At 68.7% G+C, this 13,448-nt stretch carries 15 protein-coding genes; 6 read left to right on the top strand and 9 right to left on the bottom strand.

Going from position 1 to position 13,448, the window contains the following annotated elements; translation table 11 throughout:
• The first annotated feature begins 127 nt into the window (after positions 1-127).
• On the top strand, positions 128-592 hold the full coding sequence (locus tag ACGFU7_RS31730; protein ID WP_393700368.1) for an ATP-binding protein: 465 nt from the start codon (positions 128-130) through the stop codon (positions 590-592).
• 32 nt (positions 593-624) lie between these two features.
• Here ACGFU7_RS31730 and ACGFU7_RS31725 read toward each other — a convergent pair whose 3' ends face one another.
• A complete protein-coding gene (locus tag ACGFU7_RS31725) occupies positions 625-1,110 on the bottom strand; it encodes a hypothetical protein (RefSeq protein WP_393700366.1) in 486 nt (161 codons plus the stop codon).
• Between the two features lie 388 nt (positions 1,111-1,498).
• Complete coding sequence (locus ACGFU7_RS31720) at positions 1,499-2,092, bottom strand: TetR/AcrR family transcriptional regulator (protein WP_393700365.1); 594 nt, start codon at positions 2,090-2,092, stop codon at positions 1,499-1,501.
• Positions 2,093-2,228: 136 nt separating this feature from the next.
• Between ACGFU7_RS31720 and ACGFU7_RS31715 the strand changes: the two genes are divergently transcribed.
• From ACGFU7_RS31715 to ACGFU7_RS31705, 3 genes are all read left to right on the top strand, one after another.
• Complete coding sequence (locus ACGFU7_RS31715; RefSeq protein WP_393700363.1) at positions 2,229-2,972, top strand: SDR family NAD(P)-dependent oxidoreductase; 744 nt, start codon at positions 2,229-2,231, stop codon at positions 2,970-2,972.
• 125 nt (positions 2,973-3,097) lie between these two features.
• Positions 3,098-3,346 carry a VOC family protein gene (locus ACGFU7_RS31710; protein ID WP_393700362.1) on the top strand — a complete coding sequence of 83 codons (249 nt, stop codon included), beginning with the start codon at positions 3,098-3,100 and terminating at the stop codon, positions 3,344-3,346.
• A gap of 88 nt (positions 3,347-3,434) precedes the next feature.
• Positions 3,435-4,184, top strand: coding sequence for an SDR family NAD(P)-dependent oxidoreductase (locus ACGFU7_RS31705; RefSeq protein WP_393700361.1), 750 nt, complete (start codon positions 3,435-3,437; stop codon positions 4,182-4,184).
• A 287-nt stretch (positions 4,185-4,471) separates the two neighbouring features.
• Here ACGFU7_RS31705 and ACGFU7_RS31700 read toward each other — a convergent pair whose 3' ends face one another.
• The 3 genes from ACGFU7_RS31700 to ACGFU7_RS31690 form a co-directional block, all read right to left on the bottom strand.
• Positions 4,472-5,458: an LLM class flavin-dependent oxidoreductase gene (locus ACGFU7_RS31700; RefSeq protein ID WP_393700360.1), complete on the bottom strand. Its 987-nt coding sequence runs from the start codon at positions 5,456-5,458 to the stop codon at positions 4,472-4,474.
• Between the two features lie 3 nt (positions 5,459-5,461).
• Complete coding sequence (locus ACGFU7_RS31695) at positions 5,462-5,659, bottom strand: hypothetical protein (protein WP_393700358.1); 198 nt, start codon at positions 5,657-5,659, stop codon at positions 5,462-5,464.
• A 68-nt stretch (positions 5,660-5,727) separates the two neighbouring features.
• A complete protein-coding gene (locus tag ACGFU7_RS31690) occupies positions 5,728-6,456 on the bottom strand; it encodes a glucose 1-dehydrogenase (protein ID WP_393700357.1) in 729 nt (242 codons plus the stop codon).
• A gap of 347 nt (positions 6,457-6,803) precedes the next feature.
• Between ACGFU7_RS31690 and ACGFU7_RS31685 the strand changes: the two genes are divergently transcribed.
• Entirely contained in the window at positions 6,804-7,628 is an 825-nt protein-coding gene (locus ACGFU7_RS31685) for an LLM class F420-dependent oxidoreductase (RefSeq protein ID WP_393700355.1), read from the top strand.
• 63 nt (positions 7,629-7,691) lie between these two features.
• A complete protein-coding gene (locus ACGFU7_RS31680; RefSeq protein WP_393700354.1) occupies positions 7,692-8,120 on the top strand; it encodes a TIGR03668 family PPOX class F420-dependent oxidoreductase in 429 nt (142 codons plus the stop codon).
• Positions 8,121-8,308: 188 nt separating this feature from the next.
• Here ACGFU7_RS31680 and ACGFU7_RS31675 read toward each other — a convergent pair whose 3' ends face one another.
• The 4 genes from ACGFU7_RS31675 to ACGFU7_RS31660 all read right to left on the bottom strand — a co-directional run bounded on the left by ACGFU7_RS31675 (position 8,309) and on the right by ACGFU7_RS31660 (position 13,442).
• The gene (locus tag ACGFU7_RS31675; RefSeq protein WP_393700353.1) at positions 8,309-9,031 is read right to left on the bottom strand and encodes an SGNH/GDSL hydrolase family protein; all 723 of its coding nucleotides are present in this window, start codon (positions 9,029-9,031) and stop codon (positions 8,309-8,311) included.
• Between the two features lie 185 nt (positions 9,032-9,216).
• Positions 9,217-9,990: a sugar phosphate isomerase/epimerase family protein gene (locus ACGFU7_RS31670; RefSeq protein ID WP_393700351.1), complete on the bottom strand. Its 774-nt coding sequence runs from the start codon at positions 9,988-9,990 to the stop codon at positions 9,217-9,219.
• Between the two features lie 461 nt (positions 9,991-10,451).
• The gene (locus tag ACGFU7_RS31665) at positions 10,452-11,879 is read right to left on the bottom strand and encodes a polysaccharide lyase 6 family protein (protein ID WP_393700350.1); all 1,428 of its coding nucleotides are present in this window, start codon (positions 11,877-11,879) and stop codon (positions 10,452-10,454) included.
• Positions 11,880-12,008: 129 nt separating this feature from the next.
• Positions 12,009-13,442: a chondroitinase-B domain-containing protein gene (locus ACGFU7_RS31660; RefSeq protein WP_393700348.1), complete on the bottom strand. Its 1,434-nt coding sequence runs from the start codon at positions 13,440-13,442 to the stop codon at positions 12,009-12,011.
• Between the last annotated feature and the right edge of the window lie 6 nt (positions 13,443-13,448).

The following is a 13,448-nucleotide window of genomic DNA, read 5'->3' as shown; positions in this document are numbered from 1 at the left end:
CTGGTCCGCAACTCGCCCATGGTCACGGACTGTTACGCGTACCGTCTACCCTCTGCACCCGTACGCTGACTCAGCGTACGAGTTGCTGAGCTGGTCCGATGGGGGTTCCGGCCGTCAGGGTGGGCGCATGGAAGCACTCTCCACTCCCCAACCATCGTTCACCGTGTGTGTGTTCGCGCAGCGCTTCAGTTCCACGCCTCGCGGAGCAAGGCTCGCCCGGCATCTCGCACTGCACGTGCTGCACGACTGGGGCATCCCGTACCGCAGTGACGCTTCGGAGACGGCGGCGCTGATCGTCGCCGAGCTGGCCGCGAACGCGACAACGCACGGCAGGGTGCCGGGCCGCGACTTCGAGTTGCGGCTGACGCATGCGCCGGGTGACACGCAGACACTCGGCGTCCTGCGCATCGAGGTCAGCGATACGCGGGGCGAGCGGCGCCCGCCGGGGCCGGGGGAACTTGTACCGCCGCCGCCCGGTTCCGGCAGCGGGTACGGGCTGATTCTGGTCGAGGCGCTGGCCGACCGGTGGACGGTGCTGGACCGCTTACCGCTGGGCAAGACGGTCCGCGCCGAGCTGGACCTGCTGTACTGACCGGCGCGCGCGGACCGTCCGCCGCAGCCGGATCATTCGGGCAGTGCGGACGCCTCACCGAAAGCCGCGAGCAATTGGAGCGGAAACTCGGGATCGGCCTGGCCGATGGTCAGCGCGAGCCACCGGTCGGGAGCGGCCGGCCGCCAGACCTGCATGCTGCCTGCGACGCCGCACAGGAAGGCCAACGGCTCGGGTGCCACGAGCCCGGGGTCGGGACTGTCGAGTCCGGGATGCGGCCACAGGTCGACGGTCTCCGGAGTACCCCAGCGGTCGGTCAGAACCGCAGCCAGCGTCGCAAGATCGCCCTCAAGCGCCTGCTCGGCCGCCTCGACGATCTCCTCACTGCGGTCCTCCCAGAAGTCCTGGCTCTCCCGGAGCACGGCCAGGTGATATCCGGGGCCGCTCCACCGCTCCCCTTCCCCCTGCTGCTCTTCCTGGTCGGGGAACGGCAGAGCGCTGAGACTGTCGATGACGGACAGTTGGTCATTCGTCGAACGCGTCGGACGCCAGCTCTGCACGGTCGCATCCTAAGCCTCGATCCACCGATCAATAGCCGGTCCAGGGCCTGGACATGAAGACGCGGATGCCCTCTGGGCCGGGACGATGAGACTTCCTACGGCTGCACACCCACAGATCGAGGGAACATCCGCGAGATGCGGTCTGACCATGCTGCTCCCGCGGTCCTCCGTCGTGTTCTACGAGCCGAAACTGATGGCGGATGCGGGGTCGGCGCCGGTGGTGCGTCTGGCAGAGCCGGTGCGGCTGCTGCAACTGACCGACCGGGCGATCACCCCTGCCCCGCAACGACCGACAGTTCACCAACCCGCAGCACAAGCCCGCCGAAGCTCACTTGCGACGCCCGTCGCCTGGATCGGGGCTCGGCGATCGCGGTCGACGTGGGCCGGTTCAGTCCGGGACGGCGGCGTCGACCAGGGCGGCGGCTACGGTGCGGGCCGCTGATTCGGCGCTGGGGTTGCGGTCCAGCCAGGCGCTGATTCCGGCGCCGTCGTAGAGGATCACCAGTTGGTGGGCGAGTGACTTCGCGTCCTTGGCGCCTGCCTGCTGGGCGAGGTCGTAGAAGAGCTCGTGCAGCCAGATGCGGTAGTCCCGCGCGGCCTGTTCGACGACACCGCCGGGCGGGGCGTCGGCGCTCGCGCTGATGAACGCGCAGCCGCGGAACCCCGGCTCGGTGAACGACAGCCCCTGTACCTCGAACGCGCCGACCAGGCGCTCCTTCGCGGTGTCGTAACGCGCTTCGAGCTCGTGTCTCATGCGCTCGGCGGTCGCGGCGTGCCGTGCCTGGAGGTAGGCCCGGACCAGGCCGTCCTTGCTGCCGAACGCGCTGTACAGCGTTGCCTTCGCGACTCCGGCGTGCGCGATGACGCGGTCGATCCCGACCGACTGCACACCCTCGGCGTAGAACAGCTCGTTGGCCGCGGCCAGCAGCCGCGCCCGCGCTGCCGCGCTGCGTGCCTGCGGTGAGAGCACCTTCGTAGACATACTCACACGGTAGCAGACAGGTCTGTCTGTCTTCAATTGGCTGCCCGCTGCCCTTGCACATCCAGACAGGTCTGTCTAGATTGGATGTGTTAGCCGGACCCGCCGGTCTGGAGAACAATTCGGAAAGGTGCATCCCATGTCTGTGGAGCACGCGAACCCCGACCTGCACCCCATTACTGCCCTGGTCACCGGGGCCACGTCCGGCATCGGCCGGGCGGTCGCCAAGCGGCTCGCCGCCGACGGAATGTCCGTCGTCGTGGCCGGCCGTAACGCCCGGCGTGGCGCCGAGACCGTCGACGAGATCACCACGGCAGGCGGCCACGCGCGGTTTGTCGAGGCGGACCTTGAGGACCCGGCCGGCATCGACCGGCTCGCCTCCGACGTCGGCGAGATCGACGTCCTGATCAACAACGCCGGGCAAGCCATCTGGGCACCGACCGAGGAGATGAAGGTCTCCGACTACGACGCGATGTTCGCCAGCAACGTCCGCGCACCGTTCTTCCTCGTGGCGGCTTTCGCCCCGGCGATGGCGGCGAAGGGGTCGGGCAGCGTGATCAACATCGGCAGCATGGCCGGCAGTATCGGCATGGCCACGGGCGCCGCGTACGGTGCGACCAAGGCCGCGCTGGCGTCACTGACGCGAGGCTGGACGGCCGAGTACAGCGGCCGCGGCGTCCGCTTCAACACGGTCGCCCCCGGCCCCGTCTACACCCGGCCCGAGGCCCGCGACCTGTTCGACGCAATCGCCGAGACCACCGCGATGAAGCGCGCGGCCCAGCCCGCCGAGATCGCCGAGGTCGTCGCATTCCTCGCCTCGCCGAAGGCCGGCTACGTCACCGGAGCGACCGTCGCCGTCGACGGCGGCCGCACCGCCATCTGAACCTGCCTGCTCTGAGAGGAAAACGCTCATGAGCAACGCTGTGTACGGCCTGAGCGTCGGCGCTGTCGACGCCGAGAAACTCGCCCACTTCTGGACCGAGGCACTCGGGAGGGACGTCACCTCAGGTGCGAGCCCCGAATTCGCCACACTCGACCCGTTCGGGGCACCCCTGGCTGAGCTTCCACCAGGTCCCCGAGCCGAAGTCGGTGAAGAACCGGCTGCACCTCGACCTCATCGGCCCCACCTTCGAGGCTGACCCGCAGCGGCTGGTCGCCCTCGGCGCCTCCCGGATCCGCGTTGTCGCTCAGGGATCCGCTCGCCGGCCGACGTTCGCCGACCCCGAGGGCAACGAGTTCGACCTCATCGCCGGATGAGAACAGAGCCGGCAAGGCAGTGCCTGAAGCGTGCGAGACACCCCAGACTGCCAGAACCCCCACGATTCACACATGAAAGGTCACAGCCATGAACAGGCTGGACGGCAAGGTGGCGCTCGTCACCGGCGGCAGCAGCGGCATCGGACTCGCGACCGCGCAAAGGTTCGTGGAGGAAGGTGCCTACGTGTTCATCACCGGGCGGCGCCGGCCCGAACTGGACAAGGCAAAAGACGAGATCGGCAGAAACGTCATGACCGTCCAGGGCGACGTCACCGTCTCCGCCGACCTCGACCGTCTCTTCCGGACCATCGAGAAGGAGAAGGGGAAAATCGACGTCGTCGTCGCCAACTCGGGCCTGGTCGATCCGCAGGAGTTCGGCCGGATCACCGAAGAGAGCTTCGACCGCACCTTCAACCTCAACGCCCGTGGCACTCTCTTCACCGCCCAGAAAGCACTGCCCCTGATGAACGACGGCGGATCGATCATCCTCGTCGGATCCATCGCCGCCTACACCGGCATCGCCGGGTACACCACCTACAGCGCCACCAAAGCCGCACTGCGCTCCTACGCCCGCACCTGGACCAAGGAGCTGAAGGACCGCGGCATCCGGGTCAACGTCCTCAGCCCAGGCCCGATCGACACCCCGATCATGGACAGCCAAGCAGACTCCAAGGAAGGCGCGGACGCGATCAGGGCAGCCTTCGCATCGGTCATCCCCCTCGGACGCATGGGACGCCCCGAGGAAGCCGCCGCGGCCGCACTCTTCCTCGCATCCGACGAGAGCAGTTTCTGTGCAGGCATGGACCTGAGCGTCGACGGCGGCATGGCTCAAGTCTGAGGCTGGAGCAGACCGGGAAGCTTGGCTCCTCCAGGACTTCAACGGGATCGCCCCGGAACGCAATACCGTGGGCGCCACGTGTTGCGTAAATAGTCCGATTTGCGAGAAGTCGAGAACCGTCCCGACGCAGCTGCGCCCGGCATTGCGCGATTGTTCACGCCCTCGACATGGTCGGGGAGCGGCGGACGACACCCGTCATCCGCCGTCATCCGCGAATTGCTGCTCGGCCCGGGGTGCTACACCGGCCGCCGTGCGCGCCGCGCACGAGGTGTGCGACGCGTCGGTCCCTATACGTCGCGGGCGATGGCGATGAATCGTTCGAGTTCGCCGGGGATGTCGGGGCCGGTGGGCTGGTAGGCGATCTCGGTGATGCCGTCTCGGGCGTAGGCGCTGAGCCTGTCGCGGATGCGGTCGGGGGTTCCGGTGACGGTGGTGGAGGTGATGGCCTGCCAGCTTCCTGCGTTCCAGGCAGCGGCGTCGGCCGCGTTGAGGTCGGTGAGGTGCTGGTCGTGTACGGCCAAGTGGCGTTGGGCGCGAGGATGGGCGGTGATGGCGTCGAGCCAGGCTTGTCCGCCGGGCAGGGTGGTGGGGTCGCCGCCGAATTCGTAGGCGGCGTGGTAGGCCAGAGCGTTGCCGGGTCCGGCGGCGGCGCGGACGCGCAGGGAGTCGAGTGGTTCGTCCTCGCCCAGGACGGTGCCGTGGATACCCAGTGCGGCCCAGGTGAATTCGCGGGCGTGGGCGGTTTCGCCGTTGACGCTGAAGAGGCCGTCAGCGATCTCGCGGGTGACAGCGAGACCTTTGGGGCCGAGCGCGGAGACCAGCACCGGAATGTCGATGGGGCGCTGCGGTGCGTTCGTGCCGGGATGCATCATGCGCATGGGGGCGCCGTCCCATTCCACGGTCTCACCGCGCAGCAGACCGCGTACCGTCCGGACGTAGGTGCTGAGATAGGACCAGGTGGCCGGCGGTGCACCGAGGGCGCGCGTGCCGTTGAAGCCGGTGCCGAAGGCGAGGGTCACTCGGCCGGGTGCGAGGGCGGCGAGGGTGGCGCCGCCGGAGGCGTTGACCATCGGATGGCGCAGTGTCGGGACGAGGACACCGGGGGCGAGGCCGATGCGGTGGGTGCGTTCGGCGGCCAGAGCCAGTATCGCCCACACGTCGGGGCTTTGAGCGGGTGTGTCGTGGAGCCAGGCGCGGTGGTAGCCCAACTGCTCAGCGACGGCGATGTGTTCGGGCGAGTGCAGGGATGTGGCGAACTGACAGGAGATGTCCATCGGTCAGGCTCCTTGGTCAGGAAGGAAATTCCCATCTCCCGGGCTCAAGCCTTCGTGGCTCTGAGCCGGGCGGGTGATGAATCGACACGTGCGGCGCCAGCGGGTGTTGAGCACCATCCGGAAGCGCGCTGCGCCGGAGAGCATCTTTCGGTATGCCTCCTTGCCGGCTCCGCGGGCGATGGCCACGGTCTCGAAGCCCATGGCGTCCACGGCAACCCGTGCGTGGCCGGGGCCCGGCTGACGACACTGTCAGATGCGCCGTTGCGGTATCAGATTTGCGCTCTGCCACCATCAACAAAAAGTTCGATTCCCGTGACGAAGCTGGAGTCGTCCGAGGCCAGGAAAAGCGCCGCCTTGGCAACTTCGTCGGGCTTCCCCATGCGGCCCATCGGAATCGTGGACGCAATCCTCGCGATGGTGTCTTGGGGCTGCATCGCCACAAGTGGCGTTTCGATCGGACCAGGGCTGAGGACGTTGGACCGGATATGGCGATCCTTCAGCTCTACAGTCCATCCTCGAACGAAATTTCTGATGGCAGCCTTGCTCGCGCCGTAGACCGAGAACGCAGGGGTTCCCTTGACGCTCGCAACGGAGCCCGTGAGAATGATAGAGGCACCGTCATTCAATAGCGGTAGGGCCTTTTGTACCGTAAAGAACACCCCCTTCACGTTGATGTCGAAAATTTTGTCGAAATGGTCCTCCGTGACGTCTTCCAGTGAAGCGAACTCACCTAGACCGGCGTTGGCGAAAACGATATCGATCCGCCCCTTCAGCTTGACGGTCTCGTAGAGGCGGTCAAGGTCGGCCAGTTCGGCGACGTCCCCCTGAACGCCGGATACGTTGCCGCCGATTGCCTGCACGCCTTCATCGAGTTCTTTCTGGCGGCGGCCCGTGATGAAGACATAGGCGCCCTCTCTGACGAAGAGCTTTGCTGTGGCCAGCCCGATCCCTGTGGTGCCGCCGGTGATGATCGCCACTTTTCCCTGCAGCTTGCCCATGGTTACTGCTCCCGATAGTGGTATATGGGGATGGTCGGACGGCCCGGGTTCATCCCGGATGACGCAATCATCATTCGGAAGGGTCAGGTCGAGCCAATAGACCCACGCCCAATGGCGAATTAAACCGCCAAACGGCGGTCCTGTGTCCAAGCCAAGGGCTCTGGCAGCGGTTGTTCTGCGAGCCGAAGCGGTCGCCGTGCCCCGGCGCATGGTTGCGACCGCGGGCCCAAGGCCGTGCTCCGTGATGGTTCTCCCGGGTGGTCATGGGGGCGGGATCACCCGGGGCGGGTAGTCAGGGATCTGTGCCACCAGTTCCTTTCCCGTACTCGCCCCTTTGAGGAGCCGTCGTGAAATTCGGGGTCTCGACCTTCATCACCGACCAGGGAATCCGCCCGACCTCGCTCGGAACCGCCCTTGAGGAACGTACGTTCGATTCATTGTTCATCGCCGAGCACAGCCATATCCCGGCGAGCCGCGAGACGCCCTACCCGGGCGGTGGTGAGCTGCCGGAGGTCTACTACCGCACCCTCGACCCCTTCGTGGCCCTGACCGCGATCGGCGTGGTGACCGAGCGGCTGCTGCTGGGCACCGGCATCGCGCTGATCCCGCAGCGCGACCCGATCATCACGGCGAAGGAGGTGGCCTCGCTCGACCTGGTCTCCGGTGGCCGCGTGATCCTCGGTGTCGGCATCGGCTGGAACCGTGAGGAGATGAGGAACCACGGCACCGACCCCTCCACCCGCGGCCGGCTCACCGATGAGCGGCTGCGTGCCATGCGGGAGTTGTGGACCGCGGAGAAGGCCGAGTTCCACGGCGAGTTCGTGGACTTCGATCCGGTCTTCGCGTGGCCCAAGCCCGTGCAGCGCCCCCATCCGCCGATCTACGTCGGCGGCGGCGAGGGCGCGTTCCGGCGGGTGGCGCAGCTCGGAGACGCGTGGCTGGCCAACAGCATGTCGCCGCAGGAGCTCGGTCCGCAGATCGAGCGGCTGCGCGCCCTCGCCGACCGCGAGGTGCCGGTGACGGTGTACGCGGCTCCCGACGATCCCGAGCAGATCGAGGGCTACATCGGTCTGGGGATCGAGCGGCTGCTGTTCTACGTACCGACGATGCCTGAACGGGAGACGCTGGAGCATCTGGACCGACTGGCCGAAGTCGCCGCCCGGTACCGCTGAGGCGCCGGGAATGCGGGACCGGTTTGCGATTCCGTACCGCTGTGACCACCGGGGAGGGGTGCAATGCCCGCTCTGACGAGAGCCGAGGCACGGGAGCGGTTCGCCGCGGCGCGCATCGCCCATCTCGCGACGGCCGACATGGCGGCCCGCCCGCACCTGGTTCCGGTGGTGTTCGCTCTGGACGGCGACACGGTGATGCTGGCCGTGGACCACAAACCGAAGCGGACGACGCGGCTGAAACGCCTGGCCAACATCGCCGCCAACCCGTCGGTCTGTCTGCTCGCCGACCACTACGAGGATGACTGGGACCGCCTGTGGTGGGCCCGGGCCGATGGCGAAGCCCGCGTGCTCGCGCCGGCGGACCGGTCCCCCGAAGCGGCCCGCTGCATCAGCCTGCTCACGGCGAAATACCAGCAGTACGCCGGCCGGCCACCCGGCGGGCCGGTGGTCGAGGTCTCGGTCCTGCGCTGGAGCGGCTGGCGCGCGTCGTGACAGCACGCCGTCAGAGAGTGCGAGCACTTCGGCCTTCGAATCCAGGAGGCGCCCCGGGCCCCTGCGGGCGAGCAGCCGCGCTGTCGCGCGCCTGATGCCAAAAGCGCCCCGGGGCACCACTGCCGGCAGCCCTTCGACACAACGGGCGGGCACGCCTGGACCGCCCGCCCTGGGCTCCTCCCGGCTGTTCAGCCGCGTACGCCGGCCCGTCCGGGCCTCCCTGGGTCGCCCTCCGGGCGGACCGGCCGCCTCTCGCGCGGCACTGCCGTCGCAGATTCGAGGCGGACAGGGTCGACCGCGGCAAGCCAGGCGTCGGCGATCAGCCTGTGGCCGAGGGGACTCGGATGGACCCCGTCCGGGGCCAGCTCCGCTGCCCCTTGCTCCTCTGCGGCGCGGAGCAGGGCGAGGTCCGCACGAACCACCTGGGCTTCGTTGGCCAGCGCGGCGCGAAGGACGGCGTCGGTACGGGGCGACAAGTCCTCGTACCAGGCTTCCTGGTCGGAGGTGACCGGGAGCAGAAATGGGGTGATGACGACCAGTCGTGCGGACAGTTTCCGCGCGGTGTCCGCGAGGAGGCGGTCGAGGCATGCCTCGAACTCGCCGACCGGGCTGATGAGTCCCCGGTCATAGCGCCGCCAGGTGTCATTGATGCCGATCTTGACCGTGACCACGGTGGGCCGGTGGTCGATGACGTCGGTGGTCCAGCGGGATTCGAGGTCGTACACACGATTGCCGTTGAGGCCCTTGTTGATGACAGCGGGGCCGCGTCCGGCGCCCGCCCGCGCGCGCAGAGTCTGCGCGATCTCGTGAACGTATCCGCTGCCGAGCGATGCGGAACGTGTACGGTCGCGGCCCGCGTCGGTGATGGAGTCACCGATGAACAGGAGTGTGTCCTTGTCCTTGATGTGCATGTCTACCGTCCTGGTGTCGGAGTGGGGTGGGATGGGAGCCGCTCGTCAGCAGGTCGCGTACACGCAATCCCATGCCGGTGACAGCGCAGATCACCATGGGATGCGCCAGGGCGAGGTGATCTTGGCGATCACCACGTCGGTGACTGCCGCGCGAGGCTCCCGTCAGACCGCCTTCGTGCGGTCGACTACGCCGGAGGCCCGGGTCGGTGAGCCACCGCGCGCCGCAGCGTCGCGGCCTCGCGCGCCAGCACGGCGGGATCGTCGCCGGGCACGAACTCCAAGAGCGCTTCGAGCCCCTCGCGCCGCCCCTTCAGCAGGTCGAAGACCCCGGCCCACAGGTCCTCACGGTCTGCCAGCCGCAGTCGGCGATTGCCCGGCCACCACGAGAAGACATGCACCGCGCTGACCCGGTCGCCGAGCTCGGCAAGCCCCGCCACCGCCTCCTCGTCGGGAGCGTCGAGCGGCGGCTGCCAGTAAGTGCGGAGATTGTCCGCGCCCACCTCGTCCAGCAGCCGAAGGGTCGAGGCGACGGTGTCGCTGAGGGTCATCGAATGGAATTCCAGCGCGAGCTCCAACCCGTGGTCCGCGGCGATCCTGGCCGCCTCCCGCAGGCAGGCCACGATCCCGCGCCGCTCCTGCGGAGTGGCGGCCCACGACCCGACTCCGCCCGCCCAGACCCGCACCCGCGGCGCCCCGAGGAGCACCGCGGCACGGGCGACCGCCGGAAATTCGGCCAGTTCGCCCGGGGTGGCGCGGAAGTACGAGCCGTACGAGCAGCAGGCGAGCCCGTACCTGTCGGAAGCGTCACGGGCCGCGCGGACAGTGCCGGGCTCCTCCGGAGGCGCATGCACGTCCGCTCCCCACTCGACCACCTCCAGGCCCGCGTCCGCGGCGCAGCGTGCGACCTCGGCGGCAGCCAGCCGCCGGAAGGTGACCGAGCACAGACCCAGCCTGGTCACGGTGCCACCCGACCCGGTCGGCGGGCGGCTCGGAACGCGGTACGCCGCACCACCCCTCTTCTCCTCGCGGTCACGACATCCCCTTCCTGTGGTCGCCTTGCGGCAGGTCTTCTGTGGCCCTTCTCGGGGCCGTACGGTGGCGGTCGACGGGCCGGGGCGGGCCTTCTGGTCGGGCGAGGCCCGGAAGGAGGCCCCGGAGACTGTCCTGGGAGGCGAACTGCCCGCGCGGTTGTGTGGGCACGGCCACCGAGCGGTGGCCGAGTCCGATCAGGCGCTGGGCGCCGACCCGGGTCCCATGGCAACAATCAGGGCCTGGCCAGGGAAACTCCCTGCGGCCGGCACTCGGGCCTGCCACGGATCCGCAGACCCGGCCGGTCCGCTCCGCGCGGGATGACGGCGAAGAGGTCCGGCCGGGGCGGACGGGCGGACCATCTCACCGGCGCCTCGTCACCAGCGGCCGCTCACGATGCGTCCGGACCCACGTCCGCAGTCGTGAGGGGATGGCGGAGGGCGGGCAGAGTCGAGTACTCGTCGGCACCGATGTCCCGCGTGCTGCCGCGCGAGTCGCCGTCGATGTCATCGTCCACGGCCGGGCTGCCCAGCGTGGCCGCGCCGATCGCCGGGCTTCCCGCCGACAGCCGGAGGACACCGTCCGGTCCCTGACTGAGCCGGGGGTCGGCCCGGGTGTAACCACCGGAAGGGATATTGCCGTTGGCGGCCGCACCCCACACCATGTTGCTCTGCCAGGTGAAGCCGGTGGTGGCTCCCATCTCGACCAGGCTGCCGGAGTTGCCGACCAGCAGGTTGTCGGCGACGACCACGTCCCGGGGCTCGTACTCGCGGGTCTCGCCCGAGAGCGTACCGGCGTTGTTGAGCAGGGAGTTGTGCACGATCACCGCGCGGTCGCACGCGTCGTTCCCCCGCCTTTCATCCGCCGTCTCGCCGGAATTGTGGTCACGGGTGGTGCCACTGCCGATCACCAGGGCCCGGGACGACAGTCCGCTGAGGTAGTTGTTGACGATCAGGTGATCATTGCCGTACAGGCGCACCCCGTCGGTGCCGCCGATCACGTAGTTGCCCTCCACCGTGGAGCGGTTGCCGTGGCGCAGCACGATTCCGCCACGGCTGTCGCGGATGGTGTTGTAACGGACGGTGTTGTCCGAGGACTTCACCGAGATGGCCTCGGGGTCGCCGTCGCACCGCTCGAACAGGTTGTACTCCACGACCGCGTGGGCGCTGGACAGTGCCCGGCCGCTGACGCCGAGCCGGATCGGCTCACCGCCGTTGGACCCGGTGAAGCTGTGGTCGGAGAAGTGGTTCCTGGAGATGTGGAGGTTCTGGGCCATGTCGGTCGAGCCGGGGCCGTCGACGACGATGAAGATGCCGGCGGTGGTCTTGTCGTGGAAACGGTTCCGGTCGATCTTCGAGTCGTTCGCCCGTACGACGACCCAGTACAGGCCGTCGATGTCCGCGAGCTGGAAGTCGTTGCGGGTCAGCCGGATCGCCGAGCAGTTCTCCGGGATCTCCATCGTGGCGCTCTGCCGGAAGGCGAAGCCGCTGATGGTGATGTTGCTCGAATTGCTGAAGACGAAGCTGCGTTCGCCGCGCAGCACGGCACCGCCGCGGGTTTTCGAGACGATGGTGATCTGCGCGGCGCCGGTGCCGTTCTTGCCGGAGACGTTGATCGCGCCCCCCGACGGCACGGTGTAGGTACCGTCGGCCACGACGATCCGGTCGCCGGGTGCGGCGCCGTTGATCGCGCTCTGGAGTTCGGCCAGGGAGCCGACCGGTATGTCGGCCGCCGATGCGCTCCCCGACAGCGAGGTGGTGAGGGGCACGGCGGCGAGTGCTGCCACCGCGGTGCTTCTGAGGAACGTGCGTCGTTGCATGATGCCTCCTGTTAGCGACAAGAACGTACCGGGCCGATCCGTACAGCCCCCGCGGCTGGACGTGCCGGGTGACCGGCGGTGGGGACAGCCGGAGGCGAACCGGACCGGCTGTCCCTCTCGGGCGCGTGCTCAGCGGGAGTGGGGGCCGACATCGGCCGGGGTCAGCGGCCGGCGCCTGGGTGGCCTGCTCGAGTACTCGTCCGCGCCCACGTCCCGGGCCCGGCCGCGCGGGTGCCCGTCGATGTCGTGGGTGACGGGCGGCCGTCTGAGCGTGCCCGCGTCGATCGCCGGGCTGTCCGGGGCCGGCCGGGCGACGCCGTCCGGGCCCGTCACCAGCTTCGGGTCGATACGGGTGTAGCCACCGACCGGGATGTTGCCGTCGGCGGCAGCGCCCCACAGGATGTTGCCCGACCAGGTGAACCGAACGGTGTTCGCCATCGCGACCAGCTCGCCCGAGTCCGCGACGAGCAGATTGTCGGCGACGGTCACGTCCCGCGGCTCGTGCGGACGCTGACTCTCCCCGGAGAGCGTGTTCTGGTTGTTCACAAGGGTGTTGTACGCGATGACGACCCGGTCGGGTGCGTCGTTGCCGCGGCGCTCCTCGGGCGTTTCGCCGGGCAGGTGGTCGCGGGCCGAACCGCTACCGATCACCAGGGCCCGCCCGGACAGGTCGGCGAGGTAGTTGTTGACGATCAGGTGGTCGTTGCCGTAGATCCGCAGACCTTCCGTGCCGGCGATGAGATGGTTGCCCTCCACCCGGTTGCGGTTGCCGTGCCGCAGGACGATCCCGCCGAGGCTGTCGCGGATGGTGTTGTACCGGATGACGTTGTCCGAGCTCTTGACGGAAATCGCCTCCGGGTCACCGTTGGCGCGCTCGAACAGGTTGTACTCCACGACGGCGTGGGCGCTGGACAGCGCCCGGGGGCTGACGCCGAGCCGGATCGGCTCACCGCCGTTGGACCCGGCGAAGCTGTGGTCGGAGAAGTAGTTCCGGTACACGTGGACGCGCTGGGCCATCTCCTCCGTGCCCGCGCCCTCGACACCGAGGTAGATGCCGAGCGTGCTCTTGCCGTGGAAGTGGTTGTGGTCAACCGAGCTGTCGTCCGCACGCACCATCACCCAGTGCACGCCCTCGATGTCAGCGAGCTGGAAATCGTTGCGGGTGAGCCGGATGTGCGAGCAGGTCTCGGGGACCTCCAAGGTGCTGCTCTGACGGAAGGAGAAGCCGCTGACGGTGATGTGGCTGGACTGGTCGAAGACGAAGCTGTGGGCGCCGTCGAAGACGACGCCGCCGCGGGACTGGGCGACGACGGTCACGGGCGCGCGCTCGGTGCCCTGCTTGTTCCGGATGGTGACGGGCCTGTCCGACGGGACGGTGTATCTGCCGTCGGCGACGACGATCCGGTCACCGGGTCGTGCATGGTCGATCGCGGCCTGGAGCTCGTCCAGCGAGCCGACGGCGGCCGGGGCCGCCGACGCGCTTGCGGTCAGGAGACCGCCGGTGGGCACGGCGACCAGCGCCGCCCCTGCCGCGGTACCCATGAGAAACGTGCGGCGTTGCATGATGCC

This window comes from Streptomyces sp. NPDC048473 (assembly GCF_043200155.1).
In the GTDB taxonomy this organism is placed as follows: domain Bacteria; phylum Actinomycetota; class Actinomycetes; order Streptomycetales; family Streptomycetaceae; genus Streptomyces.
The sequence above is the reverse complement of the archived record's forward strand: the minus strand, read 5'-3'. Positions and strand labels throughout refer to the sequence as shown.

Bases quoted from the DNA above. Each gene is read 5' to 3' on its own strand.
- ACGFU7_RS31730 (WP_393700368.1), top strand. From the start codon at position 128: ATGGAAGCACTCTCCACTCCCCAACCATCGTTCACCGTGTGTGTGTTC.
- ACGFU7_RS31720 (WP_393700365.1), bottom strand. From the start codon at position 2,092: ATGTCTACGAAGGTGCTCTCACCGCAGGCACGCAGCGCGGCAGCGCGG.
- ACGFU7_RS31715 (WP_393700363.1), top strand. From the start codon at position 2,229: ATGTCTGTGGAGCACGCGAACCCCGACCTGCACCCCATTACTGCCCTG.
- ACGFU7_RS31705 (WP_393700361.1), top strand. From the start codon at position 3,435: ATGAACAGGCTGGACGGCAAGGTGGCGCTCGTCACCGGCGGCAGCAGC.
- ACGFU7_RS31700 (WP_393700360.1), bottom strand. From the start codon at position 5,458: ATGGACATCTCCTGTCAGTTCGCCACATCCCTGCACTCGCCCGAACAC.
- ACGFU7_RS31695 (WP_393700358.1), bottom strand. From the start codon at position 5,659: ATGGGCTTCGAGACCGTGGCCATCGCCCGCGGAGCCGGCAAGGAGGCA.
- ACGFU7_RS31690 (WP_393700357.1), bottom strand. From the start codon at position 6,456: ATGGGCAAGCTGCAGGGAAAAGTGGCGATCATCACCGGCGGCACCACA.
- ACGFU7_RS31680 (WP_393700354.1), top strand. From the start codon at position 7,692: ATGCCCGCTCTGACGAGAGCCGAGGCACGGGAGCGGTTCGCCGCGGCG.
- ACGFU7_RS31675 (WP_393700353.1), bottom strand. From the start codon at position 9,031: ATGCACATCAAGGACAAGGACACACTCCTGTTCATCGGTGACTCCATC.
- ACGFU7_RS31665 (WP_393700350.1), bottom strand. From the start codon at position 11,879: ATGCAACGACGCACGTTCCTCAGAAGCACCGCGGTGGCAGCACTCGCC.
- ACGFU7_RS31660 (WP_393700348.1), bottom strand. From the start codon at position 13,442: ATGCAACGCCGCACGTTTCTCATGGGTACCGCGGCAGGGGCGGCGCTG.